The sequence below is a fragment of the Deltaproteobacteria bacterium genome, assembly GCA_018668695.1.
GTDB lineage: Bacteria > Myxococcota > XYA12-FULL-58-9 > XYA12-FULL-58-9 > JABJBS01 > JABJBS01.
Genome location: JABJBS010000068.1, coordinates 1 through 19,060, shown reverse-complemented (window position 1 = coordinate 19,060; position 19,060 = coordinate 1). Strand labels below are relative to the sequence as shown.

General features: G+C 50.8%; 18 protein-coding genes. 9 read left to right on the top strand and 9 right to left on the bottom strand.

What is annotated here, in order from left to right; genetic code table 11:
* A partial coding sequence (locus HOK28_03975) for a DNA polymerase III subunit alpha (protein ID MBT6432223.1) occupies nucleotides 1-1,428 on the top strand: 1,428 nt, incomplete at its 5' end.
* Between the two features lie 108 nt (nucleotides 1,429-1,536).
* Here HOK28_03975 and HOK28_03970 read toward each other — a convergent pair.
* Nucleotides 1,537-2,823, bottom strand: a complete 1,287-nt coding sequence (locus tag HOK28_03970; GenBank protein ID MBT6432222.1) for a citrate synthase — start codon at nucleotides 2,821-2,823, stop codon at nucleotides 1,537-1,539.
* Between the two features lie 268 nt (nucleotides 2,824-3,091).
* Between HOK28_03970 and HOK28_03965 the strand changes: the two genes are divergently transcribed.
* The gene (locus tag HOK28_03965; GenBank protein ID MBT6432221.1) at nucleotides 3,092-3,280 is read left to right on the top strand and encodes a hypothetical protein; all 189 of its coding nucleotides are present in this window, start codon (nucleotides 3,092-3,094) and stop codon (nucleotides 3,278-3,280) included.
* A 10-nt stretch (nucleotides 3,281-3,290) separates the two neighbouring features.
* Nucleotides 3,291-3,971, top strand: a complete 681-nt coding sequence (locus HOK28_03960) for an exosortase/archaeosortase family protein (protein MBT6432220.1) — start codon at nucleotides 3,291-3,293, stop codon at nucleotides 3,969-3,971.
* Here HOK28_03960 and HOK28_03955 read toward each other — a convergent pair.
* Both HOK28_03955 and HOK28_03950 read right to left on the bottom strand, forming a co-directional pair.
* Nucleotides 3,899-5,299, bottom strand: coding sequence for an apolipoprotein N-acyltransferase (locus tag HOK28_03955; GenBank protein MBT6432219.1), 1,401 nt, complete (start codon nucleotides 5,297-5,299; stop codon nucleotides 3,899-3,901). The two genes, HOK28_03960 and HOK28_03955, sit on opposite strands and share 73 nt — an antisense overlap.
* A gap of 181 nt (nucleotides 5,300-5,480) precedes the next feature.
* Nucleotides 5,481-6,212 (bottom strand): hypothetical protein, encoded by a 732-nt coding sequence (locus HOK28_03950; GenBank protein ID MBT6432218.1) that lies wholly within the window; start codon nucleotides 6,210-6,212, stop codon nucleotides 5,481-5,483.
* A 100-nt stretch (nucleotides 6,213-6,312) separates the two neighbouring features.
* Here HOK28_03950 and HOK28_03945 point away from each other — a divergent pair, with 100 nt between their 5' ends.
* From HOK28_03945 to HOK28_03925, 5 genes are read left to right on the top strand one after another with little or no spacing between them, the layout of a single operon-like run.
* Nucleotides 6,313-8,388 (top strand): CPBP family intramembrane metalloprotease, encoded by a 2,076-nt coding sequence (locus HOK28_03945; protein ID MBT6432217.1) that lies wholly within the window; start codon nucleotides 6,313-6,315, stop codon nucleotides 8,386-8,388.
* 56 nt (nucleotides 8,389-8,444) lie between these two features.
* Entirely contained in the window at nucleotides 8,445-9,206 is a 762-nt protein-coding gene (locus tag HOK28_03940) for an N-acetylmuramoyl-L-alanine amidase (protein MBT6432216.1), read from the top strand.
* A gap of 56 nt (nucleotides 9,207-9,262) precedes the next feature.
* Nucleotides 9,263-10,006, top strand: coding sequence for a ribonuclease PH (rph, locus tag HOK28_03935; protein ID MBT6432215.1), 744 nt, complete (start codon nucleotides 9,263-9,265; stop codon nucleotides 10,004-10,006).
* Nucleotides 10,006-10,611, top strand: coding sequence for an XTP/dITP diphosphatase (locus HOK28_03930; GenBank protein ID MBT6432214.1), 606 nt, complete (start codon nucleotides 10,006-10,008; stop codon nucleotides 10,609-10,611). Before rph ends, HOK28_03930 begins: the two co-directional genes overlap by 1 nt.
* 15 nt (nucleotides 10,612-10,626) lie before the next feature.
* Complete coding sequence (locus HOK28_03925) at nucleotides 10,627-11,373, top strand: MBL fold metallo-hydrolase (protein ID MBT6432213.1); 747 nt, start codon at nucleotides 10,627-10,629, stop codon at nucleotides 11,371-11,373.
* On the opposite strand, the gene HOK28_03920 is transcribed toward HOK28_03925, so the two are convergent.
* Nucleotides 11,362-12,216: a hypothetical protein gene (locus HOK28_03920; protein ID MBT6432212.1), complete on the bottom strand. Its 855-nt coding sequence runs from the start codon at nucleotides 12,214-12,216 to the stop codon at nucleotides 11,362-11,364. The two genes, HOK28_03925 and HOK28_03920, sit on opposite strands and share 12 nt — an antisense overlap.
* Before the next feature lie 174 nt (nucleotides 12,217-12,390).
* Complete coding sequence (locus HOK28_03915; GenBank protein ID MBT6432211.1) at nucleotides 12,391-15,120, bottom strand: hypothetical protein; 2,730 nt, start codon at nucleotides 15,118-15,120, stop codon at nucleotides 12,391-12,393.
* 85 nt (nucleotides 15,121-15,205) lie between these two features.
* Between HOK28_03915 and HOK28_03910 the strand changes: the two genes are divergently transcribed.
* A complete protein-coding gene (locus HOK28_03910) occupies nucleotides 15,206-15,892 on the top strand; it encodes a zinc metallopeptidase (GenBank protein ID MBT6432210.1) in 687 nt (228 codons plus the stop codon).
* Here the strand turns inward: HOK28_03910 and folA are convergent.
* The 4 genes from folA to HOK28_03890 all read right to left on the bottom strand — a co-directional run.
* Nucleotides 15,889-16,377, bottom strand: coding sequence for a type 3 dihydrofolate reductase (folA, locus tag HOK28_03905; protein MBT6432209.1), 489 nt, complete (start codon nucleotides 16,375-16,377; stop codon nucleotides 15,889-15,891). The two genes, HOK28_03910 and folA, sit on opposite strands and share 4 nt — an antisense overlap.
* The gene (locus tag HOK28_03900; protein MBT6432208.1) at nucleotides 16,374-17,168 is read right to left on the bottom strand and encodes a thymidylate synthase; all 795 of its coding nucleotides are present in this window, start codon (nucleotides 17,166-17,168) and stop codon (nucleotides 16,374-16,376) included. The genes folA and HOK28_03900 overlap by 4 nt, the downstream gene beginning before the upstream one ends.
* A 45-nt stretch (nucleotides 17,169-17,213) precedes the next feature.
* A complete protein-coding gene (locus HOK28_03895) occupies nucleotides 17,214-18,596 on the bottom strand; it encodes an MATE family efflux transporter (GenBank protein ID MBT6432207.1) in 1,383 nt (460 codons plus the stop codon).
* 44 nt (nucleotides 18,597-18,640) lie between these two features.
* A partial coding sequence (locus HOK28_03890) for a coproporphyrinogen III oxidase (GenBank protein MBT6432206.1) occupies nucleotides 18,641-19,060 on the bottom strand: 420 nt, incomplete at its 5' end.

Here is a 19,060-nt window from a genome sequence, read left to right as displayed (position 1 = left end):
GCCATGGGTAAGAAAAAAGTCGACGTGATGGAAAAGCTCGGTAAGCAGTTTATCGACGGTGCTTTCGAAAAAAGCGGCATGGACAAACAAAAAGCCCATGACCTCTTTGAAAACATCAAGAAGTTTGCCGGTTATGCTTTCAACAAAAGTCACTCTGCTGCCTATGCATTGATCAGCTACCAAACTGCCTACCTCAAGAAGTATTACGAAGTTGAGTTTATGGCTGCCCTGCTCTCCACCGAGATGAAGCAGCAAGATGTGGTTGTTCAATACATTCAAAGTGCCCGAGAAAACGGTATTGAGGTTCTATCGCCCGATGTGAATCAGTCCGTGAATGACTTCAATGTCGCATTTCGAGAACGCACTGATGACAATGGGAATAAAGTTCAAAAGAAAGTTATTCTCTTTGGTTTGGGCGGGATCAAAGGCGTTGGGTCTGCGGCCATCGAATCCATTATTGAGACGCGTCAACAACACGAGAACTTTGGCTCGATTTATGGATTCTGCGAAAAAGTCGATACCCGTAAAGTAAACCGTAAAGTCCTTGAAGCCCTTGTTAAGAGCGGTGCATTCGATGAATTTGGAAAAGCGCGCTCGCAGCTCTTCTCCGTGGTGGACAAAGCACTCGAGGCTGGGCAACGAACTCAAAAGGATTTGCAGTCCGGGCAAACAAGCCTCTTTGGCGCCTTTGCTGCCGCTGCTCAAGAAGAGACAGGTATTACAAGCTCTTCAACTGTGGATGAATTCTATCCGGCTGAAGAAGAGTGGCCTGAAAAAATGCGGCTCAAGCTTGAGAAAGAAGCCTTAGGTTTCTACATCTCAGGACATCCTCTGCATCGCTACATGGACGACTTAGGGCGACTTGCATCGGTGAATACTGCCACCATTGCTGCAGCCGCCCAGGGCAGGGGCAGGTTCGAAGGCGTTACCATTGCCGGCATTGTTTCGAGCATGCGTGAGAGACCGCTCAAAAATGGTACGGGGCGAATGGCTTTTGTTCAGCTTGAAGACCTCCACGGTTCCATCGAAGTACTTGTCTTCAGCAAAGCATTTGCGGTGGGTGAGATGACCCTCAAGAGCGGTGAGCCTATCCTCATTGCTGGTTCTCCAAGCCTTGAAGGCGACGAAGATCCCGTCGTTAAGGTAAGAGCTAAAGAGATTTTCCTCCTCTCCGACATCCGCAACGAACAAACCAATTCTATGGAAATTCAGGTGAACCTTAGTAAGCTCACCACGGAGCGGCTCACCAAGCTCAAAGAGCTTTTTAGTTCTAACCGAGGGCCGGTTGAAACCAGAATCAAAGTGACTGAACCCGGTGTTTCAGAAACGGTTATTCAGCTTCCCGACAGCCTTCGCATCCAGCCCAACGATGAACTGCTTAACCGGGTAGACCGGCTATTTGAGGGACGTGTCGTCAAGCTTAGCTAGAGAAAGTCGCTGCGTGCCCCCCATCACTTACCTTCTCACACTCAGGGGAAGGCAAAAAAAAAGCCTGAACTCTCATCCAGGCTTTTCTAATCTCAATCTTAAGTAGACTTAACGCTCATGCAAAGGCGTATAGTCTCGCTCATTTGCACCAGTATAAATCTGGCGAGGACGACCAATGCGTGTTTGAGGGTCTTCACGCATTTCTTTCCACTGTGCAATCCAACCCGGCAAACGGCCCATGGAGAATAAAACAGTGAACATATCCGTTGGGAAGCCCAACGCCTTGTAAATAATACCCGAGTAGAAATCCACGTTCGGGTAAAGGCGACGCTCTTTGAAGTACTCGTCTTCTAGGGCAGCTGCTTCAAGCTCTTTCGCAATCTCGAGAAGCGGATCATTAACCCCGAGCTTCTCGAGCACGATGTCGCACTGCTTCTTCAAGATGGTGGCGCGTGGATCAAAGTTTTTGTAAACCCGGTGTCCAAAGCCCATCAAGCGAATCTCACTCTTCTTGTCCTTCACCTTCGCGATGAATTCCTGAACAGTCATGCCACTGTTCTGAATCAAATTCAGCATTTCCAATACAGCCTGGTTTGCGCCGCCGTGCAGCGGTCCCCAGAGTGCGCAGATACCGGCACTGATGGATGCAAAGAGGTTTGTTTGTGCACTGCCGACCATACGGACGGTAGACGTAGAGCAGTTCTGCTCGTGGTCAGCGTGGAGAATCAAAAGGATATCCAATGTTCGTGCAATATCCGGATCGACAACAAATGGCTCTGTTGGCATACCAAACATCATGCGTAGAAAGTTCGCTGAGTAACCCAAAGCGTTATCAGGATAAATCAGTGGGTAGCCACGTGACTTGCGATAAGCGAAAGCTGCGATGGTTGGCAGCTTCGCAATCAAGCGAATCATGCTTTGGTCCATCTCTTCTTTATTCTTCGCAGGATAGCTATCCTGGTAGAATGTAGAGAGGCCACAAACCACTGAGGATGCAATCGCCATCGGGTGCGCATCAGGCGGGAAGGCATCGAAAAAGCGTCGCATGTCTTCATGAATCAGCGTGTGCCGGGTCACGGATGTTCGGAACTGAGTCAATTCATCTCTTGCTGGCAGCTCACCGTAAATCAGCAAGTAAGCTACTTCGAGAAAAGTCGACTTCTCAGCCAATTGCTCAATTGGGTAACCTCGGTAACGCAAGATCCCCTGCTCACCATTTAAAAATGTTACACCACTGGTGCATGAGCCTGTGCTTCCATAGCCAGGGTCCAAGGTAATCGCCCCAGATTTGCTTCGAAAAGAAGAAACCTCAATACCAATCTCACCCTCGGAACCTTTGGTTATGGGTAGTTCATAATCGGCACCATCTAGACTTATCTTAGCGGTTTCACTCACTTTTATATCCTCTCGTACACAACATTGAGCCAATTCGCGGCTTCATCGTCCTAAAGTTATATGATCTCCCTTAGGTCGTGTCGAACTGCCTGCAGCTTGATGCGAAATCAGCTTCGCACTGGAATTTAGACAAGGTTATGGGCTTTTCTCAAACATCTTTCAAGGGGCAGTTGGATGAACTAAAATACAGAGGCTGGACAAATTGTCATGAAAGGTTCATTAACCTGGTCTATAGTAAGGTATCTGGGGAGGTGTCCTTGTGTCTCTAATGTCTCAAACCGTTAAAAACGCTCTTGTTTTTGGTTGTATCATGATTTTACCACAGCTTGCCCTCGCCGGCGGCGGTGGTGGCGGCGGCGGCGTACGCTCGGCCAGTGTATCACTGAGCTTAGTACCTTTAGTCGCTGCAGCAGCATCCGTTTGCTTCGGTGCATGGTTGCGCAAACCATCTAAGTAAATTTTGGCAGATGGAGCGAGGCATTATTAGGTCACCCGCGCTCAAACTATTTATCTCATACTTCGCTATTTGGATCGTTTTCTACGGGTCCGAGCTGATTTCACTCAATTTAGGTACTCTTCGCGGCCTGCTCGCCTTTGCGATCGGAGCGCTGGCTCTTAAACGTCAAAAACATCGATCCGTACTTTTTGGTTGCCTGATGTTCCTCACCGTTCCTTGGGAAAACCATCTAGACGTCTTCTTGAATGACTTTTTAGGACAACTCACTGCCTTTACAGCCGCCGTAATTGTCAATGCGACCGGACTCTCAGTCGACGTTGTGCAAATGCATGTTCCGACCCTCGCCACCGAAAATCTACAGCTCCACGTAACACCTTTGTGCGCCGGGCTGGGTCCCCTTTTAAGCTTTGCCACGCTCGGGCTTACTCTAGGACTCATCTTTCTCGAAGACCCTACGCAGCAAAAGTGGCTTGCCATCGTGACGCCTTTTGCTGGTTTACTGGGCAACATACTGCGCGTAGCCATCAGCACCCATGCCGCCGACCTCTGGTTGGACCGTCATCCATGGGCATGGGATGTGGCACACGATCTCATCGGCTACCTCTGCTTCGTCGCGATTTACGCAGCCCTTTGGTTTTTCCTGAAAAATGTTAGGAATAAAGAAAGCACGGCCATTAATCCAAGCCCATAACCGATGAAGTGACGCAGGCGCTGAAACGGGGTGATACCTTTGTAAACCTTCACCTCGTAATTCAACACTTCCCCCACAAATTCAGACAACTGCTTAGAACGTATGCCCTCTGCGGATACCACATGGGTTAGACCGTGTTGACCAACATGCATCAAGCTTCGACCTGCCTCGACCGCGCGTAACGTTGAACGCTGTGCATGCATTTTACCAACCAAAGTGTTTCCGAATCGGCTCCCATCTGCGAGCACAACCAAAAGGTCCGCCGCATTCTTCTCAACCAAATCGCTGGCGTATTTCGGCAACACCGACTCCAGACAAAACACGACACCTAATTTATAATCGCGAAAGTCTAAGATTCCGGAGGATTCACCAATCGCAAAATGAGTCTCCGCCCCAAGCGCCAGCCTCTTTTTATCCACCATGTTGACGCTTCCATCACTGAGAAGAATTGCCGAGTTATAAAGTGTTGCACCATCATCGGCTCTTCGTGAACCTATAAGAAGTCCGCCGCGATTTTGTGACAATGCCTTAAGCCGCAATGCAAATTCATTGCCTGAACGATAGGTCTCATCGACTGCTGTCTCCGGCCAAATCGTTAAAAGAGCTGGCTCAGCCCCCAGTGTAAGTTCAGTGTAGATTTTCTCAGAGATTGATTCCCAAGCAGGCAGCTCCTGGCCCCGCGTGTAGAGCCAAGTGGGAATACCTCCCTGAACCAACGCAACTTCAAGTGTTGATTTCTCTTGAGGCGTAAAAGCGGTTCCAACCAATTGGCAGACACAAAGGGTGCAAAGCCACAGATAGCACAAAGCCTGATTAATCATATCTGCCCAGCCGCCGCGCCGAATCAAACGCACTGCAATGGCCGCAGCCCACACCACCAAAGCACCGAGCAAATAGGTACCGCCCAGGCGAACAACTCCAAATAAGCCGGCCCCATGTAAAGTGTCGCCGATAAGGTTTGGCAACGTTAAGGGAAGCTGAGCTTGGGTCCACTCGAACAACACCCACAAAACAGGAGCCAAAAGCCTAAGATAGTCTCCCTCACGAAGAGCCACGAAACTTAACGCAAACAAAGCCCGGCTCAGACCGTAGATCAAAGCAATGGTCACATAGACCTCGATGCCTGCATGGCTTAATCCAAATAAAATAAGGGACTCAAAAATGCCGCAGACCAGGCCAGTATAAAATGCTGTCTTTGCGTTACATTGCATCAAAGCGAAAAGCAGCGGTATCGGCGCGACCCAGCTGAAACCGGCAAAGAAGCCGTGAGAGCCGCAGAGTAAAAGACCCGTGCAGATCCCCAAAGCGATAGAACGAGCAGGACTCATGGACGATGAACCAAGCTGGGCTTTGTATTAAGGCGGAGGAGCCGAATCGGAAGCAGATAAAACTCCAAGCGGACCCGAATGTTGCGGTTGCTCATCATAGTCGAGGACCACGCTAGCAACCATCCAGAGTGTAAACAAACTCGCCGCGATAGTAGTCGCTATTTTTAGCAGGCGTGGTAACTCAAAATTCACCAAGGTGACCTTTCGCCGCGGTCATTCTATCGAACTCCGGAAAAAGCTTCTTCCGGTTATCTGTTCGGTAAGCTCGACCTGCATGGGAATCTTCAATGACCTGAGCTCTTGTTTGCGCATCAAAATACTCTGGATGCGGTTTATCCTGAATCCTTTTTAAAAAATCCTGCAGGGGTTGAGGAGACATTTTCATTTCGGCCAATGCTTTACCGGCAAAAATATCCGCTCGCGTTTCTTCCTCTCGGCAAAGTGCCTGGAGGTCTTCGATGTTGAGTAATTTTCGCTCCTTGTACTCTTTCCACCGTTTGGGGCGATGTCCTATCTCATGAGCCAGTACGCCGACCAAAATCTCAAGTTCGTCTGCACACGCCTCCAAAAACCCCGCGCCGACATAAATCATGCCGTCTTCATCAATCATGGCAATTGTGCCATCGGCCAAACAAATATCGTAATCTTGCTCTTCATCCCCGGCCATCGTCGCCAACTTCTTTTTGTATTGTTTTAAGGCCTTGAGCTGCTCTGCAAGATGGGGGAATTGGGCGGGATCTAGCACTGGAGGTTTGGCTTTACCAAAGAGGGCCTGAGTAACTTGTTGACCAATTTCAGGGGTCTGCGTGGATTGGCGAGACGCGCTGGCTTGTTGACTGAAGGGGTTGAGTTGGGTGCTGACGCCGCCGCCGATACGAGTGCTCATAGCAATAGTGTAGTATGTGCTCAGCATTTCCGGTACCCAAATCTGGCCGCAAGGCTCAGGTTGGTATAATCTTAAGCAATTGCCCCCACTTGAGTGGGCAAAAAGATTAGACCAAGAGGCTGATTCCATGATGGGTGGCGGACAATCCCAAGGACAACTCGATGCTTCGGTGCTCGACCGCATCTTTATCGGTGAGCTCGATGTAAACAGTGTTGTTGAAGAAACCGAGTACGGCGCGCAAATTACCCTCGGGGAGCACCCGCACTATTCCAAGCACCTCAAGCTCGCGCGGGTATCTGCTGCTCTTTCACGGTTACGAGACCCAGAGCTGGTGGCCGACCAAACGCCGCAATTTACTTTCGACTTAGATGAATCACCTTTTTCAGAAGTACTCTTTAAACTCTTCCAAGATCACGAAACGGGTTTTTTGGTCGTTACCCATGAAGGCCGCCGCAGAACCATTGCTTTATCCGCGGGCCTGCCCATTGCTTCGAATTCAAACTTAAAAAGCGAGCAGCTGGGACAATTTCTCATTCAAAAGGGTCTGATCTCAGCAAACCGGGCTGAGCATCTCACCGGCGTCTGTGCACGTGAGTCTCGCTCTTTGGGCTGGGGCCTCCTATCGCTGGAACTCATTGACTTACCCAAGCTCATGGAACTCGTTCAACAACACGCCCGACTGAAAATTCTCCCAGCCTTTAGTTGGACGGAAGGAACCGTTGAGTTTTATCGAGACAAACGCGGTGCCCTGCTGCCTCCTATTATCAACCTCTCATTCATGGACATGGTGAGGGCCGGCGTTTGGCGTACCTTACCAACCGACCTACCCAGCGTTGAGAAAATCGTTGGCAAGCTTCTTCAAGTTCAGGCGCCCTTGGTGGCCAATACTGCCAGCGGAGCCATTATCTGGGAGCTCACAGAGTTAGAGCGTCAGCTTCTAGACGAGACCCAGGAAAGCTGCGCGGTTCCGAAACTACTTGAAAACTATCGTAGCTCAGCTGAAAAATCCGAAGTCCTACGCGCACTTTTCACCATGACGCAGATGGGGCTCTTGAAATTTGATGCAAGTTACAAACCCTGCCTGAAAATCGGCTTAAACCCGCTGGCCTATCAGCATCGCTCCCGCAATGAACAGGATGTCGCAGCTTCACAAATCCAAGAATACAAACTCCGTAAAACCCTTGAAGATGAGGGACGTCACCTCTTTCTCAGCCACGACTACCGCGGTGCTGCTGAAAAATTTCAACGTTTAGCTGATCGCCAAGAACAAGCTACCGATGCCTTGGGGTACCTCGCAGTCTGTACGCTGCTCATCAATCCAAGCCGTCACGGTAAACGTGCACTCGAGCTTGCTCATCAGGCGGTGAGTATCGCCGAGGGCAATGCATTGGCCCACGCCGCATTGGCTCGAATTCATCAGGAAATGGGCAAAACCAATCTTGCCAAGCGCCACGAAAAAAGAGCTTTGGTCCTAAGCGAACATAACCCAGAATGGCTCGCTGAAATTCACGTTTTACTCGACACAGCTGCACGGGTTCGACAAGAAGAAGCCGAGGAGCCAATGAGCTTGGCACCGCTTCTCATCTTTGCGTCGACAATGATTTTCGCCCTTTTCTTTCTCTCGAATATCGTCGGCTTAGGTAATCAAGAATATTACTACCAAAGCAGCGACCCCTTCTTCTTCTATCGGCGAGTCGGTCTCCTGGTTGCAGGCATCGCAGGGCTATCGCTCTACTATCGGCAAAATCCATGGTCGGCCCTGAAAAATCTGAACTTTCGAACTCCGCTGCATTATGTACTGATTGCACTCGTGTGGGGCATCCTTGTTGGCCTTCAATCGCCCTCACAGCGTATCTCCGGGAACCTCTATGAAGTGTTTGCCCTCACCATGCTTCATGTACTGGCCGAGGAAATATTTTTCCGTGGATTTATCACCCGTATTCTTTCAGAGAGACTTGAAGAGTTTGGCTTGGCACTCTTGGGCAGCGGCCTCATCTATGGGGTCTACCACATCACCTACCAGTCCTTTTGGTTTGATACCGAATTCTGGATGAAATGGTATTGGATGGGCGCCATCACCGCCTTTGCTGGCATTCCCTACGCTTGGCTCTACATCAAGTCCAAAAGCATTCTCGCGCCCTTTATCGCCCACTTGATGGTCAGCCTGACCATGATGTGGATGTCTATGGGTATTCAGCTTTAACGCCTCTTCAAGTGCGAAAAACTTTCGAATCATACTCAGCCCGGTAGGATGGGCCCATGGGTATTGTTTTAATAATCGCGCATCTCTCACTCAGTGCTTCTCCCCTGGTCGTCATCGACCCGGGTCACGGCGGCGCCCAAGATGGCGCGGTGGGTATCTGCGGCATCAAAGAGAAAGACGCAGTACTTGCCATCAGCAAGAAAGCACAGGCTCTAATCAACCAAACGGGGACGATTCGGGCTGAATTGACACGCTCGACCGATGTAGACATTCCCCTGGCTCAGCGGCCCATCATTGCCAATCAACGCCGCGCTGATCTTTTCGTATCTGTCCACGCCAATTCTTCACCCTCTGAGCGAAGCAACGGCGTCGAGACCTTTTTTCTTTCACGTAAAGCATCAGACCAATACGCCATGTCGTTGGCAGCCCGTGAAAATGGCACTCACCATGCCAAAGCGACTCAACCCCAAGATGCACTTGGGGAAATCCTGGGCAAACTCAAGCACCAAAAAAACCATCAATCCAGTCAGCAATTCGCCTTCCAGCTTCAGCGCACGCTCTCCACGTCTATCCAGGCCCGTAACCGCGGTGTTCTGCAGGCTCCATTCATGGTTCTGAAGGCGACGAAGATGCCCGCAATCCTTGTTGAAGTGGGCTTCCTAACCAACGAAAAAGAGTGTCCGAAACTGGGACAAGACGAGCACCTCACCCAAATAGCCAAGGGGCTTGCTCAAGGTATTATTCTCCAAGTACAGCGCCAAAAAACGCGTCCGCATGCCAGAGCTTCCGTCCATACCCAATCTCCTGGCAACCACTAGTCAAAAAGCCGCCTTGCGAGCTTGACTTCCCGGCCGTCGTCACTCAAATAGTTCTCATGCCAAGAAGACCATTTGATCAAGTCCGCCCCGTAGCTATCACCCCTCACTTCATCGACCACCCTGAAGGCTCGTGCCTGATTGAAGCTGGCGATACCAAAGTGATCTGCACCGCCACCGTTGACGAGCGCGTCCCTAAATGGATGTCAGGTTCTGGCAAAGGTTGGGTGACGGCAGAGTACGATATGCTCCCTCGCGCAACCAACAGCCGTAAAGGCCGCGACTCCCACCGCGGTAAAATCAACGGCCGCACCCAAGAAATCGGTCGGCTCATCGGACGTGCTCTGCGCTCAGTGGTCGATATGGAAGCCATGGGAGAGTTCATGATCACGGTCGACTGCGATGTTATCCAAGCCGACGGCGGTACTCGCACTGCATCCATCACCGGTGGGTATGTTGCGCTGGCGATTGCCATCAAGAACCTTATCGATGACGGAAAAATTAAGACCAATCCTCTTAAGGACCATATCGCAGCCATCAGCGTTGGGATTATCAACGGTGAACCTGTACTCGATTTGGACTACAGCCTCGATTCCCGAGCCGATGTCGATATGAATATCGTTATGACCGGCGCCGGTGGTCTTGCCAAGGTTCAAGGTACTGCCGAAGGTAATACATTCAGCCGCGACGAGATGAATACCATGCTCGATCTTGCTTTTGGATGTAACGCAAGCCTCGTCGACCTTCAGAAACGCGCCATCGAAACGCCGCTTTCAGAAAACCACGTCCGAGTAACACTCTAATGACTTTAGAGCGTGTGCGCATCGCCACTGGCAACCAAGGCAAACTGCGAGAGTTCCGCGAGCTCTTAACCCCGCTGGGCATTGAAGTGCTTAGTATGAAAGAGCTTGGGGACATTGAAATCGTAGAAGACGGCGAGACCTTTGAGGCCAACGCCATCAAAAAGGCTCAGACCATCGCCGACCTTACCGGCGAAGCCGTGCTGGCCGATGACTCTGGTATTGCAGTGGACCACCTCAACGGCGCCCCTGGCGTCTACAGTGCCCGCTACGCAGGTGCTGAAGGCAACGCGCAAGACGAGGCCAACAATACTAAGCTTTTAAATGTGATGCAGGATGTCCCTGACGGAGAACGTCAAGCGCGCTTTGTTTGCGCATTGGCTCTCTGTCGACCTGGGCACTCTCCGGTCACCTTCGAAGAAACCTTTGAAGGAAGTATTGGCTACGAGAACAAAGGCGACAACGGTTTTGGTTACGATTCAATTTTTGTCGTAGAAGGTGAAACCCGCCACTCTGCAGAACTCAGTCCTGACGAAAAAAATGCCATCAGCCATCGCGGTAAGGCACTTCGTCTCCTTATGAACTGGTTACGCGAAAACCAAGAGTAGGTGTTGGGAGAGTTTATGCTCTGGCAGCAACGCGCTAAGCTTTTCTTAGCCCTTACCTTCGGCGTCCACTTACTGGCCGGTTGCTCGTCTCAAGCGCCTCGGCCATCCTTCGAGCTTCAAAAAAACATCATAGCCGTCTCTAGCGAAAAGAGTACCGCTTACCTTATTTTGCAGCCTGGGCGCGCAGTCCTGATCAACAGTGGCAGCGATCCCAAGGCTTTCGAAATCATTGAGAGCTTGAAAAAACGTAATCGCTCGCCCAATCAGGTTCTTGCGGTATTCATCACAGCCGCTCATCAAGATCTCAGTGCCGGGGCTGGACAATTTAAAATGGCTCTCACCTATATTGGTGCCAAGGATTACCGCAGCCTGCGCGGGGACAAGCACCCCAAAGCTCTCCTTCCCAAGCTGCAAGCGCGGCTCAGTCCCCGCCCAATCATGCCCCACAACATTGCCGTGGTTCAGGCAGGCGATAGGATTGACGAACAAGGTTTTAAAATTGACGTGATTGAAACCCCCGGTGCTTCTAGGGGCAGCGTGATGTACCTATTCGAGGAAGTCCTTTTTACGGGCGATGGACTCTACTTGATCGAAGGAAAGCTCTCTATGCCGTCATCTTTAGGCATTGCCTCCCGCTCAGATCTTAAAAAAAGCTTATCGCGGCTGGTCCGGAGTAAATTCCATACGATAGCCGATGGTCGTGGAAATACCGGCTCTATAGGCCCGAAAGACATCGCGGCCTTCATTCAATCACTTGATTAACTTAAGGGGCCGCACTTCGACAATCACGGGGATAGGGTAACGCACGATACCCTGAGTGCCGGGAATCGCACTGCCTAATGTGCCGTAATGACCATACATGCTGAGTTGAAACTCAGGCGTTTGAAGCGATACCTGTGACTCAATCCCGCCGTCTAAATTCATCGCTCGCACGATGTTAAGTTCGGTCTCCACCAACCAACGCGCCAAATCCGCTAAGGTTACTGCGCCTTGTGTTTGAATGAAAATCAGTCTGCCCTGGGTGTCCTCAGCCAAAACACTGCGGCATGCGGCCCGGTTGGTGTCTCGAACGCGAATCTTTTGGGTATGATCAACCAGCATCATCGATTGTAAGGCATGTTGATAGCGGTCTACGATACTGTCATCGAGACTTTCCAAATCACCGATTCGTGCCCAAACTCCATTATCTATCGGACCACTTAGGAGGACGCCCATCCACTGCTTCTTTTGGTGCTTCGTCAGCCACTCACCAGACGACTTGAGCCAACCAAGGTGGTTTAAATTCTCGTCATACTGACCGGCATTAAAGACCAAGGGGGCGCCTAAATGCTTTGCCCAACCATCCGCGGTGAGTGGTTCCTCCAGCCCTTCGGACCGGTAATGATGCGGGACAAACTCAACCGGACTATCCAGGCGAATCACGAGTACGCCGCCCGGACCGCGCCGAGCAATTTGAGACGCATCTAAATAAAAAACATCGGCCGGTAGAGAAGTTAAACGAATTGCGCCATCACCTGGCGTATGATGAGCGAAATGGTTGGCCGCCATCAGTCCGGCACCAAGGGCAATAAGCACGGGCCACGCTATAACAAAAATACGTCTCATCGATTAATTACGTCACCTTTGATAAAGTCTAGAAGAGAGATACTGTGTGCTTCATATTGAAGCCTCTGCTCATCCAACGCACTGTGCGCGACTTCTATTCCCGGTTCACTCAAGTACTTTCCGCCCGTTTACAACTCATGTCCTCAACCAACTAAATATCACTTTTATCCAAATTCAAAAAGAAGCGGCGCGCCACGAACCGTCTGGCTCAAATCGTACCATCTCTTCGGCTAATAACTCCTCTTTTTCAGACCGAGTTATTTTAAAAACCGGCAAGCCCCATTCCCGCGCAACCAACACAAAATGACTCAGAGGGCTTCCTCGCGTGCAATAAATCGCCTTGGCTTCACGAACGATGGCTAAATCAGATGGCCCTAACCTATCCAAGACCACAACAGCTCCAGGAACAAGCTCTGCTTCCCCAGCTTCCATGACTCTTCCCGCATCCCCCACAAGCGCTCTCGAGAGCACCACGGCAGGGCTCTTGCTTTCTACCTCAGACAGAGATTCCAGCTCTCCACTTCCTCGCCATATAATACGACCGGGCTCCATACCTCGCCAAGGTTTCTCGCGCACCGACCGAGCTTGCAGCGCAGCCTTCATACCCTGCCAAGGACGCCGACCATGTAGCAGAACCTCGTCGCGCCTCATCTCAAAAACCGAATCACCATAAGCCCAGTGTGTTCCAAGCTGCGCCAGCAGAGTTCCCGCCAAATCATGTAAACAAAGAACAAGCAGTGATGCCCGCGTATGAAGACCTGCCGCCATCGCTTGGTCCGTATTTGTTCCCGCTTCTTTGGTGATTGTAAGCTCAGACCAAGGCAAAGAGGGCCAGTCCTCGCGCATTTGCGGGTGAAGGGTGTAGTCCCCTCTCACAAGAACTTCTGACCACGTTTTACCCAACCGATAAAGCTTCGACTCATTGTCGGGCCCCAGCAGCCCATGCAAACGCACTGCTGTTTCTTGGAAAGGAGCAAAATGTTGTTCGAGGTCTTTAAGGATAGCCTTTAGACATCTTTGTTGGTGTTTGGAGGTCGTAGCCTCGTAAGAGCGGCTAACATGCTTCTGGCACAAAGGTAGTAAGTGTTGATTCAACCAATACTCTGCGCGGCGCAGCCAAAGCACCTCGAGCTTATTGGCCCAAGATTGCTGCATGCGAATTTCCAAGCGCCCTGCCCGAAACCCTTCAAGCAAGGGGTGTGTGGCCCGGTAAAGCTGATCGCCAATCAACAAGAGCCGGCTCATCGGCACACCGACCACTCTCGTGCGAACGCCCAAGGCGCGCAGGCCCTGCTGCTGTGATCCCGACGGATAGAGCCGCTCGAGGAATAGGCTGTAGGTCACGCCGTTAACTTCACTGCATGTTTCGCTGAGGTTCGTAGCATCCAGAGCCACTTCATCCAGATTGCTTTCATGCCACTGTTTCTGTGCTCTCAGGAATCCAAAGGATGTTGTTATGTGAGCCGGACCTTCAACCTGAGTAGCCACCGGAGCCAAACTCTGACTCTTGATAACAAGCTTGGTGCTGGCCCACTCACAAAACATGGTGCACCAGAGGGAAAAAGCAAGAGCCCAAAGACCCGCACAATTGACCTCTACGCTAAAATAAACGACCACGAAAAACGCGAGAACCGGACCAATATTTAGATAAGGGTGAAACCGCCAGGGTTTTGAAATTCCTTCACGTACCCACTCAACACGGTCGCGAACCTCGCGCAGCTTGCACTCCCAAGTGTGGTGCAGGTGCCACGTAAGAGGTAAGCCAATCAGCCCAAGATAAAAAACCATTAAGGTCGAAAAACTGTTTTCGCCCCATACCGTAACTTGCTGGGCTGTTCGCCCGTAGAAATCAGGAAAACAACTTCCGAGTGCCCCCACACAGAATGTGAACACACTCACGATCAGCATTTCAAATGCATAGGGTAAATGAGGGAGGTAGAGAGCTTGACTCTTTTTGCGCCTATAAATGATGGTGAAAAATAAAGCGCCTGTCACCAAAAGAAGAAAAGCGAAAGCTTGGGTACTTGTTGAAAACAAAGAACGCAGAGCACTTGAGGTATTCACCACAAAAGCGGGTAAAGAATCACCCCTCACCACTTCCACGGCAACTAAGCCGTGCCCCATATCAACCTGGATACTCGACTGCTTATGAGGCTGCGCCAGACCGTAAGAAACCCAAGAGTTAGCAAAGCTCGGCGTGACTCGGCGTACATAATACGGCTCATGCCCAGTCTCTTGAAGGCGAAGTGCAAAGACACCTTTTTTCACAGAGCGGATGACCGTTGTCCCGTAGACTTGTCGAAGATAATGAGCCGCGCGATTAGAACGGTCTCCACCATAACAAAGAATGACATTGTACTTTTTGGAGTTCTTGTCGAAATAGGACTGCAAGTCGCGCCTGTGGGCTCCGGGAAGATTAACTGAATTCTCAATATGCCACAGGTTGAAATCATGTTTGGAGCGTACATCGATCACTTGGAGTTCATTCGAAATTGTCTCTAACAATTGTTTGAACTCTTGAGATTCAAGCGGAGCGGTTTCAGTGGTGGGTTCAGGCACGCCGCCTTCCTCAATACGATCACTGAGTTCACCTAGCCCCATCAACCCCAAGACCAAAAGAGCCACCGCATACCTTCGGTTGGCGTAGGCTCTCAAGTGTAACCACTTAAACGTCCACTCAAAATGACGCCAAAGAAACAAGAATATGGGGAAAAGAATTAAGGCAGGCGTTAACAAAGCTCCCCCTACCACCCAGACAACTTCTGGGGTGGGAAAAGCATAAGCAGGGCTGCAGAGTAAAAGACCTGTGCATACAATAAACACCGTGGTCGTTATCTGCGAATACTTATGTGCCAACCGATAAATCGCGTTACTCCCGCTCGGACCCTTTTCTTGTTTATTCATATCATTGTTCAGGTGAATCTGAAGAATAAGAAACACAATCGCTCAAGGGGCTCGACGAAGGCAGCCGGGCTGGGTAAAAGATAATATGATTTGGGCTATTCTAATCGCAGCAATGTTTGCACTGATTTACCTACCTTCCTGGTGGGCGCAAAAAGTACTTCAGGAATACAGTGCGCCGCGCATCGATATCCGTCAAAACGGGTCTGAATTTGCCGTCTCTTTGCTGCGTCATGCCAACATCGAAGGCGTCGAAGTCAAGCCAGGAGCACCTTCCCAAGATCACTACGATCCCATCGCCCGTAAGATTTCTCTAAGCCCCGCGATCCATCAAGGTCGAACACTCACAGCTGTGGTGGCGGCGGCTCACGAAGTTGGCCATGCCATCCAACATGCCCAAGGCTATTGGCTTATTGAAACCCGCACCAAACTTGTGGTGTTTGCACAAAAATTCGAGAAAGTGGGCTCAGTCATACTCATCGCAGCGCCATTTATCGGTCTTATTACCCGCAACCCAAAGGTATCCGTGGTCATGGTTACCTTTATGCTTGGCACGGTACTGGCAACCACACTGGTCCACTTGATCACGTTACCCATGGAGCTCGATGCCAGCTTCAAGCGGGCCATGCCTTACCTGGAACAAGTTGAATATCTTCACGAAAAAGACCTCGTGGGCGCGCGTAAGATACTCAAAGCCTGTGCTCTGACTTATCTAGCAGCTTCCCTGCGGTCACTCTTACATGTTGGTCGGTGGTTACAGATTCTTCGGCGCTAGCAGCGGGTGAAGGTCACAAAATCAAGCGCGTAGACATTTTTCTCGTCTGGCTCGCGGCGCTCTCTGGCTGATTCATGCCATGTTTCTTCGCCCCACTCAGGAAAGTAAGTGTCACCTTCAATGGCCGCATCAATAAACGTAAGGTACATCGTATCCGCTTTTTCGAGCGCTGCCTCATAAAGCGTTGCCCCGCCCATAATGATAGCTTCTTCACAAGGACCCGCGGCTTTGAGCGCCGCTTCCAAACTGTGAACGACTGTGCAGCCCTCGGCCACAAAATCCTTTTGCCGACTCAGAACAATGTTGAGACGCTTGGGCAGTGGCCTATTGCCCATTGAAGCCAAGGTTTTACGGCCCATGATAACGGGTTTACCAACGGTAAGGGACTTAAAATGCTTTAGATCAGCTGGTAGGTGCCAAGGCATATCGTTGTCTTTGCCGATCACACGGTCCCGGGCCATTGCGGCAATCAAACTGACTTTCATATTGCGATGGGTGCTTTGATCGTTGGGTGACACTCGTAATCTTGAACCTTGATGTCATCGTAGCTGAAGCCATCAATTTCTTTAATATCAGGATTAAGCCAAAGACGGCTTAGCTTCATGGTATCGCGTGAAAGCTGCAGCTCTGTTTGCTCTAGGTGATTTAAGTAGAGATGTGCATCACCAAAGGTATGAACAAAGTCTCCTACTTCCAGATTGCATACCTGCGCCACCATATGAGTCAGAATTGCGTAAGAGGCGATGTTAAATGGCACCCCAAGAAACACATCTGCGCTGCGCTGATAAAGCTGGCAAGATAACTTGCCGTCGGCCACATAAAACTGAAACATCACATGGCATGGGTAAAGCGCCATGCTCGGTAACTGCGCCACATTCCACGCGCTGACCAGCAGCCGGCGAGAATCGGGATTGCTCTTAATTTGGGCAATAATATCTTTGAGCTGGTCAAAGGACTCTCCACCCGGCCCTGGCCAAGAGCGCCACTGCGCACCATAAACAGGTCCAAGATCTCCCTCAGGGCTTGCCCATTCATCCCAAATGGTCACCTTATTATCATTTAAATATTTGATATTGGTGTCGCCATTGAGAAACCACAAGAGCTCATGAATAATCGAGCGAAAATGAAGCTTTTTGGTGGTCACTGCCGGAAAGCCATCCGCCAGACTGAATCGCATCTGATGGCCAAACACGCTCAGTGTACCGGTTCCCGTACGGTCCTCTTTTTTGGTACCGTTGGCTTTAATATGCTCCATCAATTCTAGATACTGCTTCATACCGCCCTCCAATTTGAGAGTCTTATAAACCAGCCCTCTGACGGATCAAACGGATTTAAGCGGCGTATGAACCATTCGCCAAACAAAGAAACTTAGGACCACAGCCACAACGGCAAGCCCCGTGGTCAAACCCCACCAAAGACCCTCAGGTCCAAAACCCAAGACGTAACACAAGGTGCATCCCACCGGCAGCCCAACCGCCCAGTGACCCACTAGATTCACTACAAAGGTTTCACGTGTTCGGGCTACGCCTCGCAGCGCTCCCGCTGTAATCGCCTGAATAGCATCGACAATTTGAAAAAATCCGGCAACCACAAGTAGGCTTGCACCCATTTCGATGACCTGGGGCTCGGGCGTAATCAAAGCAATGAGTTCGCGGGGGAAAATCCACATCACTGTCGCCGTGATGGTCATAAACCCAACGCCAAAAAGAATCCCCGCGTAGCTTGAGTAGCGTACTTTGTCTGGATCGTTTTCGCCCACCCCGCGACCAACTTGCACACTTGTGGCCATCCCAACCCCAAGGCAGGCGGAGAACGTTAGGCTGGCCAAGGTAAGTGCTGCTTGGTGAGAGGCTGTGGCCAAAGAACCAAGGCCACCCATAAGTACTTGAACCAATGCAAAAAAGCCTACTTCCGCAAGCATATGGAGCCCAATCGGCAAGCCCAAGACCCAAATCTTTTTCAAGAGGTCTTTGCGAAGCGCACGAACCGAGCCTTCTCCAGGCGGTACGGGAATTTTTTGAACGGCCCGCAACATAATCCAAGTTTGAATCACCGCCGTCACCGTACTTGCCACGCCAACACCAAACACGCCCTGGGGCTCAATACCCATGGCCGGGAGCCCCAAAGAGAGCAGACCTTCATCGCCGTAAATCAAAACCCAGTCGGCTATAAAATTGACCACGTTGGCAATAATCGACGCTTCAATAATCGGGCGCGTCACGTGGGCAGCCTGCAAATAACTTCGCGCTGCCGTAATCAAGACAATCGGAATAATCGAAGGCGAACGGGCAATCACATACTCGCGCGCCTTTTCAGCCACTTCCGGTACCACCCCGGCAAGCTCCAATGCATAGCCTAGGCCAATATAAACAAAGCAAAGAGGAACAGAGATAGCGAGACCCAGATAAAACCCCTGCCACAGTGCAACCCGAGCTTCTCTTGGCCGCTCTGCTCCAAAGGCTTGGCTGGCGACAGGGTCCAAACCAATGACGATGCCCATGCCAAATAAGCTGGTAAAGAAAAAGAGACTTGAGCCAAGCCCAGTTGCCCCGAGTTCAAGCTCACCAACTTTTCCGATCAAAACGGTGTCGACAAAGCCCGCCATATGCAGACTGATCTGAATCAGAACAATCGGGACCGCGAGCTTTAAAAGATCTCTGGAACAAGATTGAAAAGTAGAATGGCTAACGTCTGGGGTACTCACGGCTCACACGTAACGCATTTAGAGCAAGGTCGCCAGGGTGAGAATCAAACCCATTCACGCGGAGTGCGCAAAACACTTAGAAGCTTATCTTCTTCGCTGCCAGTTTCAGGCTCGTTGCAGTATTCCCAGCGCGCCGTTAGCGGGAGGCTCATCAAAATACTCTCGATACGCCCAGCGGTGCGCAGCCCGAAAGTCGTGCCTCTGTCGTACACAAGATTAAACTCAACGTAGCGCCCGCGGCGCAGCTGCTGCCAATCTTTTTGAGCCTCGGTAAACGGCATATCTTTTCGCCGTTCAACCAGCGGAATATAAGCGGGCACAATCGATGCGGCACAGGCCTCGCTAAACGCTAAACATTGCTCAGCGGGCTTATCTTTGAGGTTGTCAAAGAAGATTCCGCCAACACCGCGCGTCTCGCCCCGGTGCTTGATGTGAAAGTATCGGTCGCACCAAGCTTTGTATTC